General features: G+C 67.1%; 12 protein-coding genes. 5 read left to right on the plus strand and 7 right to left on the minus strand.

The genetic code is table 11. From position 1 onward, the window contains the following. Window positions 1–9: 9 nt before the first annotated feature. Together hyi and gcl are read right to left on the minus strand one after the other, a co-directional pair. Window positions 10–789 carry a hydroxypyruvate isomerase gene (hyi, locus tag HTY51_RS02260; protein WP_174251206.1) on the minus strand — a complete coding sequence of 260 codons (780 nt, stop codon included), beginning with the start codon at window positions 787–789 and terminating at the stop codon, window positions 10–12. Window positions 790–857: 68 nt separating this feature from the next. Beyond that, on the minus strand, window positions 858–2624 hold the full coding sequence (gene gcl, locus HTY51_RS02265; protein ID WP_174251207.1) for a glyoxylate carboligase: 1767 nt from the start codon (window positions 2622–2624) through the stop codon (window positions 858–860). 117 nt (window positions 2625–2741) lie between these two features. On the opposite strand from gcl, the gene HTY51_RS02270 reads away from it, so the two are divergent. After that, the gene (locus HTY51_RS02270) at window positions 2742–3656 is read left to right on the plus strand and encodes a LysR family transcriptional regulator (RefSeq protein WP_174251208.1); all 915 of its coding nucleotides are present in this window, start codon (window positions 2742–2744) and stop codon (window positions 3654–3656) included. 225 nt (window positions 3657–3881) lie between these two features. Here the strand turns inward: HTY51_RS02270 and HTY51_RS02275 are convergent, their stop codons facing one another. Further along, window positions 3882–4472: a hypothetical protein gene (locus tag HTY51_RS02275; protein WP_254606960.1), complete on the minus strand. Its 591-nt coding sequence runs from the start codon at window positions 4470–4472 to the stop codon at window positions 3882–3884. Window positions 4473–4712: 240 nt separating this feature from the next. Between HTY51_RS02275 and HTY51_RS02280 the strand changes: the two genes are divergently transcribed. Both HTY51_RS02280 and HTY51_RS02285 read left to right on the plus strand, forming a co-directional pair. After that, a complete protein-coding gene (locus tag HTY51_RS02280) occupies window positions 4713–6029 on the plus strand; it encodes a glycerate kinase (RefSeq protein ID WP_174251209.1) in 1317 nt (438 codons plus the stop codon). A 79-nt stretch (window positions 6030–6108) separates the two neighbouring features. Then, window positions 6109–6732, plus strand: coding sequence for a Crp/Fnr family transcriptional regulator (locus HTY51_RS02285; protein ID WP_174251210.1), 624 nt, complete (start codon window positions 6109–6111; stop codon window positions 6730–6732). 236 nt (window positions 6733–6968) lie between these two features. Here HTY51_RS02285 and HTY51_RS02290 read toward each other — a convergent pair whose 3' ends face one another. The 4 genes from HTY51_RS02290 to HTY51_RS02305 form a co-directional block, all read right to left on the minus strand. Further along, window positions 6969–7421, minus strand: a complete 453-nt coding sequence (locus tag HTY51_RS02290; protein WP_174251211.1) for a thioesterase family protein — start codon at window positions 7419–7421, stop codon at window positions 6969–6971. A gap of 54 nt (window positions 7422–7475) precedes the next feature. Next, window positions 7476–8468 carry a tripartite tricarboxylate transporter substrate binding protein gene (locus HTY51_RS02295; protein WP_174251212.1) on the minus strand — a complete coding sequence of 331 codons (993 nt, stop codon included), beginning with the start codon at window positions 8466–8468 and terminating at the stop codon, window positions 7476–7478. 20 nt (window positions 8469–8488) lie between these two features. Continuing rightward, window positions 8489–10087: an indolepyruvate oxidoreductase subunit beta family protein gene (locus HTY51_RS02300; RefSeq protein ID WP_174251213.1), complete on the minus strand. Its 1599-nt coding sequence runs from the start codon at window positions 10085–10087 to the stop codon at window positions 8489–8491. Between the two features lie 544 nt (window positions 10088–10631). Further along, on the minus strand, window positions 10632–12797 hold the full coding sequence (locus HTY51_RS02305) for an indolepyruvate ferredoxin oxidoreductase subunit alpha (protein ID WP_174251214.1): 2166 nt from the start codon (window positions 12795–12797) through the stop codon (window positions 10632–10634). 94 nt (window positions 12798–12891) lie between these two features. Between HTY51_RS02305 and HTY51_RS02310 the strand changes: the two genes are divergently transcribed. Next, window positions 12892–13800 carry a LysR family transcriptional regulator gene (locus HTY51_RS02310; protein WP_174251215.1) on the plus strand — a complete coding sequence of 303 codons (909 nt, stop codon included), beginning with the start codon at window positions 12892–12894 and terminating at the stop codon, window positions 13798–13800. Between the two features lie 51 nt (window positions 13801–13851). Continuing rightward, window positions 13852–14427, plus strand: coding sequence for a dCTP deaminase (gene dcd / locus HTY51_RS02315; protein ID WP_057675004.1), 576 nt, complete (start codon window positions 13852–13854; stop codon window positions 14425–14427). Window positions 14428–14475 lie beyond the last annotated feature (48 nt).

A 14475-nucleotide genomic window follows, 5' to 3' on the forward strand; every position in this document is an offset into this window, starting at 1 on the left:
TCTCGTCTCTTATTTCGTCAAAGTCTTGATCCAGCCCAGGCCCTCGACCGTCTTGGTGCGGGGCTTGTACTCGCAGCCGATCCAGCCGGTGTAGCCGATGGCGTCGAGGTGGCGGAACAGGAAAGGATAGTTGATTTCGCCGGTGCCGGGCTCGTTGCGCCCCGGGTTGTCGGCCAGCTGGATGTGGCCGATGCGCGGCAGGTAGGCCTGCGCGGTGGCGGCCAGTTCGCCTTCCATGCGCTGGGCATGGTAGATGTCGTACTGGATGTACAGGTTGTCACTGCCCACGGCGTCCAGAATCGCCGCGGCCTGCGCCGTGGTGTTCAGGAAGAAGCCGGGAATGTCATAGCTGTTGATCGGCTCGATCAGCAGGCGCAGGCCGGCGGCCTTGAGCTTGTCGGCCGCGAACTTCAGGTTGGCCACGAAGGTGGCCTGCGCCTGATCGCGGCTCACGCCGGCGGGCAGCTTGCCGGCCAGGCAGTTGACCTGGGGGCAGCCCAGGGCCTGGGCGTAGGCGATGGCCTGGTCCACGCCGGCACGGAACTCTTCCACGCGGTCGGGGTGGCAGGCAATGCCACGCTCGCCGCCGTCCCAGTTGCCGGCCGGCAGGTTGTGCAGGACCTGTTTGAGGCCGTGGGTCTTGAGCAGGCCGGCCAGTTCGTTCTTGTCATAAGGGTAGGGGAACAGGTATTCCACCGCCTCGAAGCCGGCCGCCTTGGCTGCGGCGAAGCGCTCCAGGAAGGGCACTTCGTTGAACAGCATGGTCAGGTTGGCTGCAAATTTGGGCATGTCTTTACTCCGTCAATATCAAAGAGGGCCGGCACATGTGCCGGCCCCGGATGCTCGGTTGCTCAGGTTCAGGCCGGCGCGCCGACGCGGCGGTCTTCCGTTTCCTCGAACTCGATGATATTGTCAATCTCGGTACCCATGGCGATGTTGGTCACACGCTCCAGCATGACCTCGATCACCACCGGCACGCTGAACTTCTCCATCAGCTCTTCGGCCTGCGCGATGGCCGGGGCCAGTTCGGACGGGCTGTGCACGCGGATGGCCTTGCAGCCCAGGCCCTCGACCACCTTGACGTGGTCCACGCCGTAGCCCTGGGTCACCGGGTCGCCCTCGGTGTTGATGTTCTCGAAGGCCAGCTGCACGCAGTAGTCCATCTCGAAACCGCGCTGCGCCTGGCGGATCAGGCCCAGGTAGGAGTTGTTCACCACGACGTGGATGTAGGGCAGCTTGAACTGCGCGCCCACGGCCAGCTCCTCGATCATGAACTGGAAGTCGTAGTCACCCGACAGGGCCACGATCTTGCGGCTCGGGTCGGCGGCGCGCACGCCCAGGGCGGCGGGCACGGTCCAGCCCAGCGGGCCGGCCTGGCCGCAGTTGATCCAGTGGCGGGGCTTGTAGACGTGCAGCATCTGGGCGCCGGCGATCTGCGACAGGCCGATGGTGCTGACGTAGCAGACGTCCTTGCCGAAGGCTTCCACCATGCCCTGGTAGACGCGCTGCGGCTTCATGGGCACGTTGTCGAAGTCGGTCTTGCGGTGCAGGGTGTTCTTGCGCTGCAGGCACTCGGCGGCCCAGCTCTTGCGGTCGGCCAGCTTGCCGGCGGCCTTCCATTCCTTGGCGACCTGCACGAACAGTTCCAGCGCGGCCTTGGCGTCGGAGACGATGCCGTAGTCGGGCGAGAAGACGCGGCCGATCTGGGTGGGCTCGATGTCCACGTGCACGAACTTGCGGCCCTTGGTGTAGACCTCGACCGAGCCGGTGTGGCGATTCGCCCAGCGGTTGCCGATGCCCAGCACGAAGTCGGAGGCCAGCATCGTGGCGTTGCCGTAGCGATGGCTGGTCTGCAGGCCGCACATGCCGGCCATCAGCGGGTGGTCGTCGGGGATGGTGCCCCAGCCCATCAGGGTGGGGATGACCGGCACGCCGGTGATCTCGGCGAGCTGCACCAGCAGCTCGGAGGCGTCGGCGTTGATGATGCCGCCACCGGCCACGAGCAGCGGACGGGCTGACTCGTTGAGCATGGTCATAGCCTTCTCGGCCTGGGCGCGCGTGGCGGCCGGCTTGTAGGCGGGCAGGGAGGAATAGGTCTCGGGATCGAACTCGATCTCGGCCATCTGCACGTCGAAGGGCAGGTCGATCAGCACCGGGCCCGGGCGGCCCGAGCGCATCAGGTGGAAGGCCTGCTGGAAGGCGCGCGGCACCTGGGCCGGCTCGCGCACGGTGACCGACCACTTGGTCACGGGCTTGGAGATGGACTCGATGTCCACGGCCTGGAAGTCTTCCTTGTACAGACGGGCGCGCGGAGCCTGGCCGGTGATGCACAGGATCGGGATCGAATCGGCCTGGGCCGAGTACAGGCCGGTGATCATGTCGGTGCCGGCCGGGCCGGAGGTGCCGATGCACACGCCGATGTTGCCGGCGTTGGCGCGGGTGTAACCCTCGGCCATGTGCGAGGCGCCTTCCACGTGGCGCGCCAGGATGTGGCTGATGGTGCCCTGCTTGCGCAGCGCGGCGTACAGCGGGTTGATGGCGGCGCCGGGGACGCCGAAGGCCTGCGTGACGCCTTCTTTTTCCATCACCCAGACGGCGGCTTCGATCGCTTTCATTTTGGCCATGGGGAGTTCTCCTTGAATATCAAAATCGATGCCGGACTGTAAAAATTCCCGGGCACTTGCGGAAGAGGGCTGGAGTCCATAACATCTATTCCATATCGGAATAAACAGGCGGAAACGATGGATCGATTGCATGCGATGGAGGTGTACGTCAGGGTGGTGGAAACCGGCAGCTTTTCCAAGGCGGCCAAGGAGTTCTCCATCACCCAGCCCACGGTGACCAAGCTGGTGGCGGCGATCGAGGAGCGCCTCAAGGTGCGCCTGCTCAACCGCAACACGCGCGGTGTCAGCGTCACCGAATCGGGCGCGCTGTATTACGAGAAGTGCAAGGTCATCGTGCGCGAGTCGGACGAAGCCGACAACATCGTGCGCCTGCGCCAGACCCAGGCCCAGGGCCTGCTGCGCATCGGCACCTCGGTGGCCTTCGGGCGGCGCGTGGTCACGCCGCTGGCGCTGGAATTCATGGCCAAGCACCCGCAGGTGCAGATCGACCTGAGTTTCGAGGACCGTTACATCGACCTGGTCGCCAATGGCATCGACCTGGCCATCCGCATGGGCAAGCTGGCCGACTCCACGCTGGGCGCACGTTTCCTGGGGGTCAACCCCTGGCTGATGGTGGCCTCACCCAAGTACCTGCGCAAGCACGGCACGCCGAAACAGGCGGCGGATCTGAGCCGGCACCCGGCCCTGATCTACAGCAGCGTGCTGGGCGACGATGTCTGGCGCATGACGACCCCCAAGGGCGACTCGGTGACGGTGCCGGTGGCCGGGCGCCTGCGTTCCAACAACCTGGCGGCCGTGCTGGCGGCAGCACGCAACGGTTTTGGCATCGCGGCCATGCCGCACTACGTGGCCAGCGAGTCGCTGAAGTCAGGCCATGTGGTGGAGGTGCTCAAGGGCCACGGCCTGCCCGAACAGGAGATCCACGCGGTGTTCCCAAGCCCGAAGCTGGTGCCGGGCAAGGTGCTGGCCTTCATCGCCTACCTGCAGTCGCGCCTGGGCGAGCGGTGGTGGGACGATCTACCGAAGACTTGAAAACTTGCGAATAAATCTACTGCGCAACCCGATCGCGGCGTTGGGCGGTGTTGGCTCCGGCCGCTGCGCTTAACTTTCGTAAGCGAAAGTTAGCCTGCGCCGCAACTTCGTTGTCGGAATCCTCACGTACCCTGAGTACGTTCCGGTTCCTGCGCTCCGTCCGCCTTGCGCTCGGGCTGCTCGCTACGATTTCTTCGCAAGTTTTGCGCGGGTGGCTGGCGGGAGCTATTGCGCACTGGTGCCGGGCATGGAGACCAGGCGCACGGTCTGCGGGTTGGGCGGGATGGGGCGACGCGGGGTGCCCCGGGCGCCCTGGCCTTCGCTCAGGGTGTGCAACTGGAAGCTGCCGCTGGCATCCCACAGCCAGGTCTCGATGTAGCTGGCCTGCCCCAGGCGCACCGGCGCCGGGAAGGGGGCGGCCTGGCGCACCGTGCGTTCGATCTCGGCCATGACCTCGGGCGCGTGCTCGGGCGCGCGCATCCAGTTCAGTGCCAGCAGGTTGCCACGGCTGTCTACCTGCAGTTCCAGCACGCCGATGGCGTAGAGGAAATGCGGCATCACGCCCTGGAAGATGCGCCCGTTGTTCTTGTTGTAGAGGTGGTAGGCCGCGTCCAGGCGGTAGTCGATGGCGCTGTCGGCCGTGGAGACCGGGCCCATGGGCAACATCGGCTGCGCTGGCTCGGCCAGCACGGGGGCCGGCGGCGGGGGCAGGCTGGCCGTGGGTGTAGGGGCCGTGGCGCAGCCGGCCAGCAGGGCCAGCAGCAGGAGTGCGCCGACGGCGGGCAGGAAAGGGCGAGCGTGAGGGTTAAAGCGCATGGAAGGGTGTCCGGCCGGATCCGTTGTCCCAACGGGGCCCGGCCTGCAGGCTGTGATGCGGCTACTGTGCCACAAATGTCAGCAACTGTTACAGGTCTTGACCCGCCGGGGCGTGTTTGGCGGCCGGCGGTGGCCGGATGTGTGCCTGCCGTGCAACAGCCCGGCGGGTGTGGCGCTGCCGCCGCCCGGTTACCGCCAGGTTACGAGGCGGCACAATGTGAGCAGGAGACCGAGAGAACAATGAATGCCCCAGATCCCCGCCTGCAGCCCCGCGAATTCCTGATGCACCTGTACCAGGCCGCCGTGCGGCGCGCCCTGCCCCTGCACAACACGGCAGCCTTCCTGCCCCAGCCGCCCAAGGGCCGCACCGTCGTCATCGGTGCCGGCAAGGCCGGCGGTGCCATGGCGCAGGCGGTCGAGGCCCTGTGGCCGGCCGACGCGCCGCTGTCGGGCCTGGTGGTCACGCGTTACCACCACACCCCGCCGCGCCCGGCGGGCCTGGCGCAGCGCATCGAGGTGGTCGAGGCCTCGCACCCGGTGCCCGATGCGGCCGGCCTGGCCGCATCGCAGCGCATCCTGCAGCTGGTGCAGGGCCTGACGGCCGACGACCTGGTGCTGTGCCTGATCTCCGGTGGCGGCTCGGCCCTGCTGACGCTGCCGGCCGAAGGCCTGACGCTGCAGGACAAACAAGGCATCAACAAGGCCCTGCTGGCCAGCGGCGCCAACATCGGCGAGATGAACTGCGTGCGCAAGCACCTCTCGCGCATCAAGGGCGGGCGCCTGGCTGCGGCCTGCGCGCCGGCCCAGGTGGTGACACTGACCATCAGCGACGTGCCGGGCGACGACCCTTCCGTGATTGCCAGCGGCCCCACCGTGCCCGACGCCACCACCTGCGCCGATGCCCTGTCCATCCTGAAGCGCTACCGCATCGAGGTGCCGGCCCCGGTACAGGCTGCGCTCGAACAAGGCGCACTGGAAACGCCCAAGCCCGGCAGTCCGATCTTCCAGGGTCACCAGGTCAACATGATCGCCACGCCCCTGCAGTCGCTGGAAGCCGCGGCGGCGGCGGCGCGCGCCGCCGGCCTGAACGCCTACATCCTGAGCGACGAGATGGAAGGCGAGTCGCGCGAAGTCGGCAAGGTGCATGCGGCGCTGGCTCGGGGTGTGGCGCAGCGTGGCCAGCCCTTTGCCAGACCCTGCGTCATCCTCAGCGGTGGCGAGACCACGGTCACGGTGCGCCCGGTGCCCGCCAGCGAACAGCGCGGCAAGGGTGGCCGTGCCGGCGAGTTCTGCCTGGGGCTGGCGCTGGCCCTGCAGGGCCAGCCTGGCGTCTGGGCCCTGGCGGCCGACACCGATGGCATCGATGGCATGGAAGAGAACGCCGGCGCCTGGGTCGAGCCCGGCACCCTGGCCCGGGCCCAGGCGCAGGGCATGAAGGTGGAGCGTTACCTGGACCGCAACGACGCCTACGGCTTTTTCCAGCCCCTGGGGGACCTGGTGGTGACCGGCCCGACCCACACCAATGTGAACGATTTCCGGGCTCTGCTGATTTTGTAGGCAGTCGCGGGCGTCTTTCGTGCCTGGTCTTTGACTTGGCTCAAGGTCGGCGGGGCGGCGGGGCGGCACAGTGGCTCCCATGCTGCCACCCGAATTCATGGACCCCAGTGCCGAGCGCCGCAAGTCGGCGGCCGGTGCCGTGCTGCTCAAGCGCGGCAGCACGCCTACCGCGGTGATGTATGTGGAGTCCGGTCGCGTGGCGCTGGGTGTGATGGAGGGTGAAGCCCTGGCGCATCAGCTCGGCGAGATCCAGGGGCCGTTCTGGCTGGAGGCCACGGCCGCCGTGCTGGGCCTGCCCAGTGTCGTGGATGCCGTGGCCGAGACCGAGGTCGTGTTGCGGCGCATTCCGCTGGCGCGGTTTCGCCAGTCGCTGGCGGCCATGCCCGTTGCGGCCCGCACCGTGCTGCAGGATGTGGCCACGGCGCATCGGCGCCAGACCGAACTGGCGGTCAGCCGCCTGGCCAAGGATGCCGAGGCACGCTGTGCCGAGTGGCTGCTGCGCCATGCCCAACCCGGCGAGAAGGGGGCGCTGGCCGTGCCGCTGGAGCAGCGCAAGCGCCTGATCGCCGCGCAGCTGGGCATTGCACCGGAGACGCTGTCGCGGGTGCTGCGCCATCTGCGTGAGCGCAGCCTGATCAGCGGCACGGGCCGTGTGCTCAATCTGCTGGACCCGGGCGGTCTGCGTCTGCTGGCCGGGGTCTGATCACAGAGCCAGACAGCTCAGTGTCGGCTTCATAGGCCGGTGCCGTAGAAGTGCCCCTATCGCGGAACGCCGTGGAACCGGCTTCGCCGGGCCACTGGCGTTGCCCCCCGCAAGGGGCTGAGGGCCGCGGCTCCAAGCCTGCCTGCGCAGGCTTGGACGGCACGAAGAGCCTGAGCCTCTGGCCTAGGCACAAGGCATTAAGCGACACGTAGTGCGCGCAGCCTGGGGGTGTTCAACTAACTGCACAGGGCCTTGATATCGGCCGGGATCGGGATGGCGCGTATACCCTTGCCGTCCTCGCGGTGCGCCGCGAAGATGCGCACCTCGTCGCATTCCATGATCAGGTCCACCGAAGCATCCGGGTTCTCGCGCCTGATCTGGTAACGCTGCACAAAACTCTTCTCGCGCCACTCGGCCACGTGCACGTGGATCTGCAGGGTGTCGCCGTAGCTGGCGGTCTTGACGAAACGCGCGTGCGTGTCCACCAGGGGTGTGCCGATCAGGCCGCTGGTTTTTTCGGTCTCGTGCCAGGGCGGCACGCCGCATTGCAGGAAGAAGTGGCGCGAGGCCGCGTCGATCCAGCGGAAGAAGTTGGGAAACCAGACGATGCGTGCGGGGTCGCAGTCGCCGAACTCGACGCGCTGGGTGTAGACGACGGTGCGCGGCTGGGGGGAGGTGGTGGCTGTCATGGCAGGGAATAAAAAAGCCCCTGCGCAGGCGCAGGGGCTGGATGCGGGCTGGCTTCAGTCGCCCTTGATGCCGCGTTCGCGGATCAGGGCGCCGAAACGCTTGGAGTCGTCCGTCGCCTTGGCGGCGAATTGCTGCGGCGTCATCGGCGCCGCTTCGCCACCGAGGGCGGCAATGCGGTCCTTGGCGGACTGGCTGCCCAGGATCTTGTTGATCTCGGTGTTCAGGCGCGCGACCACAGCGGGCGGCGTGCCGGCCGGGGCGTAGAAGCCGAAGTAGCTGTCGGCGTCGAAGCCCTTGAGGCCGGTGGCCTCGTCCACGGTGGGCACGTCGGGGAACAGCGGCGAACGCTTGGGGCTGCCGATGGCCAGCAGCTTGAGCCGGTTGGCGCGCACATGCGGCAGGGCGATGCCCGGATCGAAGGCAAAGTCGATCTGGCCGGCCAGCAGGTCGTTGAGCGCCGGGGCTGCGCCGCGGTAGGGGACGTGCACGGAGAAGGTGCCGGTCATGCTCTTGAGCATCTCGGTGGCTAGGTGCGGCGAGCTGCCGTTGCCCGGCGAGCCGTAGGACAGCTTGCCCGGGTTGGCCTTCATGTAGGAGACGAACTCGCGGGCGTTGGCCACCGGCAGCGCGGGCTTGACCACCAGGAACACGGCGACGCGGGCGACCGAGGCTACCGGGCTCAGGTCCTTGGCGGGGTCGAAGGGCATCTTGGGGTAGATGTGCGGGTTCACCGACACCAGACCGCCCGAGCTCATCAGCAGCGTATAGCCGTCGGCCGGCGACTTGACCACGACGTCACCGCCGATGTTGCCGCCCGAGCCGGCGCGGTTTTCCACCACCACCGGCTGGCCCAGCGCGTCCTGCAGCGGCGCGGCCACCAGACGCGCCAGCACGTCGGCCACACCGCCGGGCGGGAAGGTCACGATGACCTTGACCGGCTTGGTGGGGTAACCCTGCGCGTGCGCCACGGGCAGCACGCCGGCGGCGGCCACCAGCGCGGCGAGCAGGCTGCGTCGCAGCAGTCGGGATTGGATTTTGCTTGTCATGGTGGGTCTCCTTCGTTGTATCAACTCGTCTTCTTCACTGGGGGCCTGCGCATCCAGCGGATGGGTTGCGCCTTGACGGGGCGCGCCGGTACGCCGTGTTTTACCAGAGCCTGATCGAGGGTTTTCCCGGCGTCATCGGCCAGGGCCGCTTGGCGTGCCGCGGCGATCGCGGCGGCACGTGCATCGTCATGTTCGAAATGGTCGGCCACGGCCAGGTGTTGCACCACGTGCAGCAGGTTGTCCTTGCCGCGCTCGTTGGTGGAGCCGTAGCCCTTGATCAGGCGGCCGCACAAGGCCAGCTCGTGGCCCGTGGGCCAGTGGCGAGCGGTGCTGCCCACCACGGCGGCCAGCCATTGTTCGATCAGCGCCTGCTCGGTGGCATAACGGCTGCCCAGCGGGCGCAGCGCGCGCAGCATGGCCAGGCCACGCAGGGCCAGCATGCCGGCTACCGAATGGGTGCCGATCTTCAGCGGCAGGGCCCAGGGCGTCTTGCCGGCCAGCACGCGTTTGCGGTCCCAGGCCAGCACGCGCTGCGCCAGGTCCGTGGGCAGCAGGGCGGCGAACTCGGGCGCGCCGGGTTTGAAGTGGTCGTAGAGCTTGAGCAGGTCGGCTTCGCCGGCCTTGACCTCGCCCAACACACGCGACCAGCGGCTGGCGCGGCTCTTGAGGTCGGCCACGCGGATGATGTCGTCGAAGGCCATCCACAGCGCCAGCCAGCGCGCCATCTCGCGCGTGACGGCCCAGCCGCGTGTGCCCTGCGGATCGCTCGCGCGCTCGGCCGCCAGCACCTGTTGCAGGCGCTCGATGTAGCGCTGTGCGTAGGCGGCGTTCTGGTACTCGACCAGGCGCGCATGGCCCAGGGCGATGATCTCGTGCAGCACGCCGGGGAAGAGCGCGGCCACGGGGGCGGGCAGGGCCGGCACTTCGGCGGCCGGGGCCACAGCTTTCGGTGTGAGCACCTGCTCGATGAATTGAGCCTGCGTGCGCTGTGCATGCACGGCGTCGAAGCCCAGGGCAAAACCACGCAGGCTGGCCTGGGCACTGCCGCCGCTGTCTTTGAGGATGGCTTCGTACTCGGCGCGGCCCATGGGCAGCAGGCCGCTGGCGGCGATGCAGCCCAGCATCACGGCGCTGACGATGGTGCCGGCCTGGCGCGTGAGTTCGGCCATGTCCAGCACGTGGTGGGCGCGGCTGTGCGCGGTGATGAGGTTCAGCAGGCCCTGCGCGTCGCGCCGGCCGTCGCCCATCTGCATCTTTTCCATGGTGGTCAGCGCGCGCGCCGTGGAGCTCAACACCAGGGTGCGGTCGCTGCTGGCGTGGCCCAGGCTGATCTGGCGCACGGTCTCGAGCAGCTCGCTGGAGACCAGGGCGTCGAGCCGGCCCGGCATGGGGTAGAGGCCCAGCACGGGGCGTTTGCCATCCAGTTCCTTGACCGGGACGGGGAAGACTTCGAGGTAGTAGGTGGTGGCGCCGGTGCGCTGGGCCACGCCGGGGATGGAGGTGGCTTGCACGGGGTAGCCGGCGTGACGGGCGGTCTCGACCAGCCACTCGGTCAGCACGCCGCCGCCTTCGCCGCCTAGGGCGCAGAGGAGGAGGGATATTGGTTGTTGTTGGCTCATGTTCTTTGGCCTTGCTCGGTGCGCTTTGGGTTGAGGCTTGCGTTTTTGTCTGCGACAGCTGGTCTGCCCCCCACTCTCCCCCCCGCCCCTCTCTGCCCCCGCCGGGGCAGAGAGGGGAGCCTGGATTCGGTTGTTGGCGTTTTGGGGAGGCTTCTACGGCACGAACCGTCGCTACCGTGGTCTGGGCGCCAGCATTTCACGCCGGCGGTCGTAGTAAATGGCTGGGCTTTGGCGTGCCAACGACAGCGGCCGCTGCGCGGCCTGCTGTGAGCGAGACAGGAAAGGTGCGGGGCGTCTTTGTTTTTTGTCTCGTCACTGGCCGGCACAGCCGCCAGCCGTGGCGCACAGATGGCGGCGCGTTCTCTACGACCGTGGGCGTGCCAATCGGGGAGAGAAGAAGCGGTGGCGACGTGCCGCGCCATAGAAGCGTAACCGGCGCGAAGCAACCAAATCAAGGCCCCCCTCTCTACCCCGGCGGGGGTAGAGAGGGGCGGGGGGGAGAGTGGGGGGTTACAAAAGTGACTAAACACAAACCACCTCAAGTTCAAGCAGGTTGCAGCACGCGAACAACGCCACGGCGAACCGATGCAAGCAAGCGCTCATACCAGGAAGGGTTCTGCACCACCTCAGCCCGGTAGAAGGAAGGACACAAAGTCGCCGCATGCGCATTGGCCCCACACAGACCACACCCCACACACCCATCAATCACGGTAGCAACAGGATCCACCTTCAAAGGATCCGGGTTGTCCTTCAACGTCAAGGTCGGGCAACCCGAGAGCCGGATACAGGCATGGTCACCGTTGCAGACGTCCTCGTCCACACCGTATTTCACCCGCTCCACCCGCTTGCCCTTCTTCAGCAGACTGGCCAGCCAGGGCTTGATACGGCGCTGGCGTTCCAGCTGGCATTCACCCTCGGCGATGATGACCTTGAGGCCGTTGAAGTCGGAGGTGAAGGCGTCGATCAGGGTGCGGCGTACATGCTCCACCTCGTAGGTGGTGACGGTGCGCAGCCACTGCACGCCCAGGCCCTTGAGGGTGGTCTCGATGGTCTGGTTGGTGTGGACCACGCTGGCGCGCTTGTCGATAGCCTCGTCCTTGGCTTCGTTGCCGGGGGTGGAGATGATGTCCTGCGTGCCGGTGGCCGAGGTGTAACCGTTCTTGAAGATCAGCAGCACGGCGTCGTCGCCGTTGAAGAGCGCGCTCTGCACGCCGGTCAGCAGGCCGTTGTGCCAGAAGCCGCCGTCGCCCATGACCGAGAGCACGCGCCGGTTCATCATGGGTGAGACACCCGCGCGGCTGGCCAGGCTCATGCCGTAACCCAGGATGGAGTGGCCGAAGGAGAAGGGCTCGAAGGTGGCCAGGGCGTGGCAGCCGATGTCGCCCGCGATGTGCACCTGGCCCACCTGCTCCTGTGCGAGTTTGAGTGCCGAGAACACCGGGCGCTCCGGGCAGCCTATGCACATGCCCGGCGGACGGGCCGGCAGGGGCTGGCCGCTGTGTTTCGTGATCTCGGTGGCGATGGCGGCGCGGCGATCGCGGTTGCCCTGTAGCCAAGCGGGCACGATGGTCGGCAGCAGCTCGGAACGGTACTGGCGCAGGAATTTCTCCAGGCCGCCGGCCATGACCTCGGCCGAGTACTCGCCAGCCAGGGCCAGCATGTCCTTGCCGTGCAGCGGGGTCTGGATGTCGGCACGGCGCAGCATCGTGGCGAGTTCCTGCTCGATGTACTCGGGCTGGCCTTCTTCGACCATCAGCACGGCGCGTTTGCCGATGCAGAACTCGCTCAGTTCTTCGGGCACCAGGGGGTAGGTGACGTTGAGCACCAGCAGCGGGATGTCGGTCTGGCCAAAGGCATCGGCCAGGCCGAACTGCTGCAGGGTGCGGATCAGGGTGTTGTACAGGCCGCCCTGCACCACGATGCCCAGGTCGCTGTGTTTGCCGGCGAACAATTCGTTCAGCTTGTGCTCGCGGATGTACTGGCGCGCGGCCGGAACGCGTTGTTCGCTCTTGAGTTTCTCGTGGCGGAAGGTCACGGGAGGATGCGCCAGTCGCTCGTAGTTGAAGCTGGCGGGTTCTTCCATCAGGTCGCGCGTGGACACCCTGGAGATGCGGTTGTCCTTGGCCTGGAAGCTGCCGCGCACGTGGCAGGCGCGGATGCGCAGCTCCAGGATTGCCGGCATATTGGAGGCCTCGGACAGGGCGAACCCATGCTCCACCATGTCGACCATACGGCCCAGGTCGGGCCGCGGGTCGAGCAGCACCATGCCGGACTTGAGCGCGTAGGCGTGGGTGCGCTCCTGGATCACGCTGGCGCCCTCGCCATAGTCCTCGCCCACGACGATGAGCACACCACCCGTGACGCCGGGGGACGAGAGATTGGACAGGGCATCGGCCGCCACGTTGGTGCCGACGATGGACTTCCAGGTCACGGCGCCGCGCAGCGGGTAGTGGATGGAGGCGCCCAGCATGGCGGCGGCCGAGGCTTCGTTGGAGCAGGCCTCGACGTGCACGCCGAGCTGGTCCATATAGGGCTTGGCCTGCACCATGACGTCGAGCAGATGCGAAACCGGCGCGCCCTGGTAACCACCCACATAGGCCACGCCGGACTGCAGCAGGCCCTTGGTGATGGCCAGGATGCCCTCGCCATGAAAGGTCTGGCCCTGGCCCAGCGCCAGGGACTTGATCTCCTGGCTGAATGAAACTTCCACGTGTCTTCCTCGGTGTTTTTAGGTGCAGCCGGCTAGTGTCCTTGCTCGGGGCCCATTCATCAATAAAATAACGTCACTATCGATTATTAGATATATGCATATCAAGGACCTGGACCTCAACCTGCTGCGCGTGTTCGATGCGGTCTACCGCGCGCGCAAGGTCGGCCGGGCCGCCGAGATGCTGGACCTGACGCAGCCGGCGGTGAGCCAGAGCCTGACCCGCCTGCGCCTGCTGCTGAACGACCCGCTGTTCATGCGTGTGGGCGGCGGCGTGCAGCCCACGCCGCGCGCCGCGCGCCTGGCGCCGGCCGTACGCAGTGCCCTGGGCCTGCTGGAGCAGGCCCTGGGTGAGGCGGCGCAGTTCGACCCGCAACGCTCGCACAAGACCTTCCGTATCCACATGAGCGACATCGGCGAGGGCCGTTTCCTGCCCGACCTCATGGTGGCGCTGCGCGAGCGCGCGCCCGGCGTGCGCATCGAGACCCTGCCCGTGCCCGCCGCCAGCATGGCCGACGCGCTGGACAGCGGGCAGGTGGACTTCGCCTTCGGTTTCCTGCCCACCGTCAAGGACACGCAGCGTGTGCAGCTGCTGCAGGATCGCTACATCGTCATGCTGCGCGCCGGCCACCCCTTTGCCGCGGCCGCACGCCGGCGCAAGGGCAAGACGCTGCTGGATTCCCTGCATGAGCTGGAGTTCGTGGCCGGGCGCACCCATTCGGACACGCTGCGTATCCTGCAGCTGCTCAAGCTGGAAGACCGCATCCGCCTGACGGCCGAGCACTTCATGGTGCTGCCGGCCATCGTGGGCGCCACCGACCTGGCCGTGGTGATGCCGCGCAACATTGCCCAGGGTTTTGCGGCCAGTGGCGGCTACACCCTGATCGAGCCGCCTTTTCCCCTGCGCGACTTCACGGTGTCCCTGCACTGGAGCCGCCGTTTCGAGACCGACCCGGCCAACCGCTGGCTGCGCGAGACCCTGGTTGAGCTGTTTTCTGTCCCTTGAGCCCCCTTGTCCCGCCTGCCTACAATCCCCGCATTCCCAGGAAAAACCACCATGAGCATCAAGAGCGACAAATGGATCCGCCGCATGGCCGAGCAGCACGGCATGATCGAACCCTTCGAGCCGGGCCAGATCCGGCAGGACGCCGCCGGCAACAAGATCGTGAGCTACGGCACCAGCAGCTATGGCTACGACATCCGCTGCGCGCCCGAGTTCAAGGTCTTCACCAACATCTACAGCACGGTGGTGGACCCGAAGAACTTCGACGAAAAGAGCTTCGTGGACATCGAGAGCGACGTCTGCGTCATTCCGCCCAACAGCTTCGCGCTGGCACGCACCATGGAGTACTTCCGCATCCCGCGCAACGTGCTGACCATCTGCCTGGGCAAGAGCACCTACGCGCGCTGCGGCATCATCGTCAACGTCACCCCCTTCGAGCCCGAGTGGGAAGGTTATGTGACCCTGGAGTTCTCCAACACCACCCCGCTGCCGGCCAAGATCTACGCCGGCGAGGGCTGCGCCCAGGTGCTGTTCTTCGAGAGCGACAAGGACGATGTCTGCGAGACCAGCTACAAGGACCGCGGCGGCAAGTACCAGGGCCAGCGTGGCGTGACGCTGCCGAAAACGTGATTCGTTCTAGCTGAACGGGTTGCCCAAGATGGGTCGGATCAGAGCAAC

The sequence above is a fragment of the Rhodoferax sp. BAB1 genome (assembly GCF_013334205.1).
Lineage (GTDB): Bacteria > Pseudomonadota > Gammaproteobacteria > Burkholderiales > Burkholderiaceae_C > Hylemonella.

Excerpts from the sequence above, each read along its gene's own strand:
- HTY51_RS02270 (WP_174251208.1), top strand. The coding sequence starts at position 2,742 with ATGGATCGATTGCATGCGATGGAGGTGTACGTCAGGGTGGTGGAAACC.
- HTY51_RS02285 (WP_174251210.1), top strand. The coding sequence starts at position 6,109 with ATGCTGCCACCCGAATTCATGGACCCCAGTGCCGAGCGCCGCAAGTCG.
- HTY51_RS02280 (WP_174251209.1), top strand. The coding sequence starts at position 4,713 with ATGAATGCCCCAGATCCCCGCCTGCAGCCCCGCGAATTCCTGATGCAC.
- HTY51_RS02295 (WP_174251212.1), bottom strand. The coding sequence starts at position 8,468 with ATGACAAGCAAAATCCAATCCCGACTGCTGCGACGCAGCCTGCTCGCC.
- HTY51_RS02275 (WP_254606960.1), bottom strand. The coding sequence starts at position 4,472 with ATGCGCTTTAACCCTCACGCTCGCCCTTTCCTGCCCGCCGTCGGCGCA.
- gcl (WP_174251207.1), bottom strand. The coding sequence starts at position 2,624 with ATGGCCAAAATGAAAGCGATCGAAGCCGCCGTCTGGGTGATGGAAAAA.
- HTY51_RS02290 (WP_174251211.1), bottom strand. The coding sequence starts at position 7,421 with ATGACAGCCACCACCTCCCCCCAGCCGCGCACCGTCGTCTACACCCAG.
- HTY51_RS02310 (WP_174251215.1), top strand. The coding sequence starts at position 12,892 with ATGCATATCAAGGACCTGGACCTCAACCTGCTGCGCGTGTTCGATGCG.
- hyi (WP_174251206.1), bottom strand. The coding sequence starts at position 789 with ATGCCCAAATTTGCAGCCAACCTGACCATGCTGTTCAACGAAGTGCCC.
- dcd (WP_057675004.1), top strand. The coding sequence starts at position 13,852 with ATGAGCATCAAGAGCGACAAATGGATCCGCCGCATGGCCGAGCAGCAC.
- HTY51_RS02300 (WP_174251213.1), bottom strand. The coding sequence starts at position 10,087 with ATGAGCCAACAACAACCAATATCCCTCCTCCTCTGCGCCCTAGGCGGC.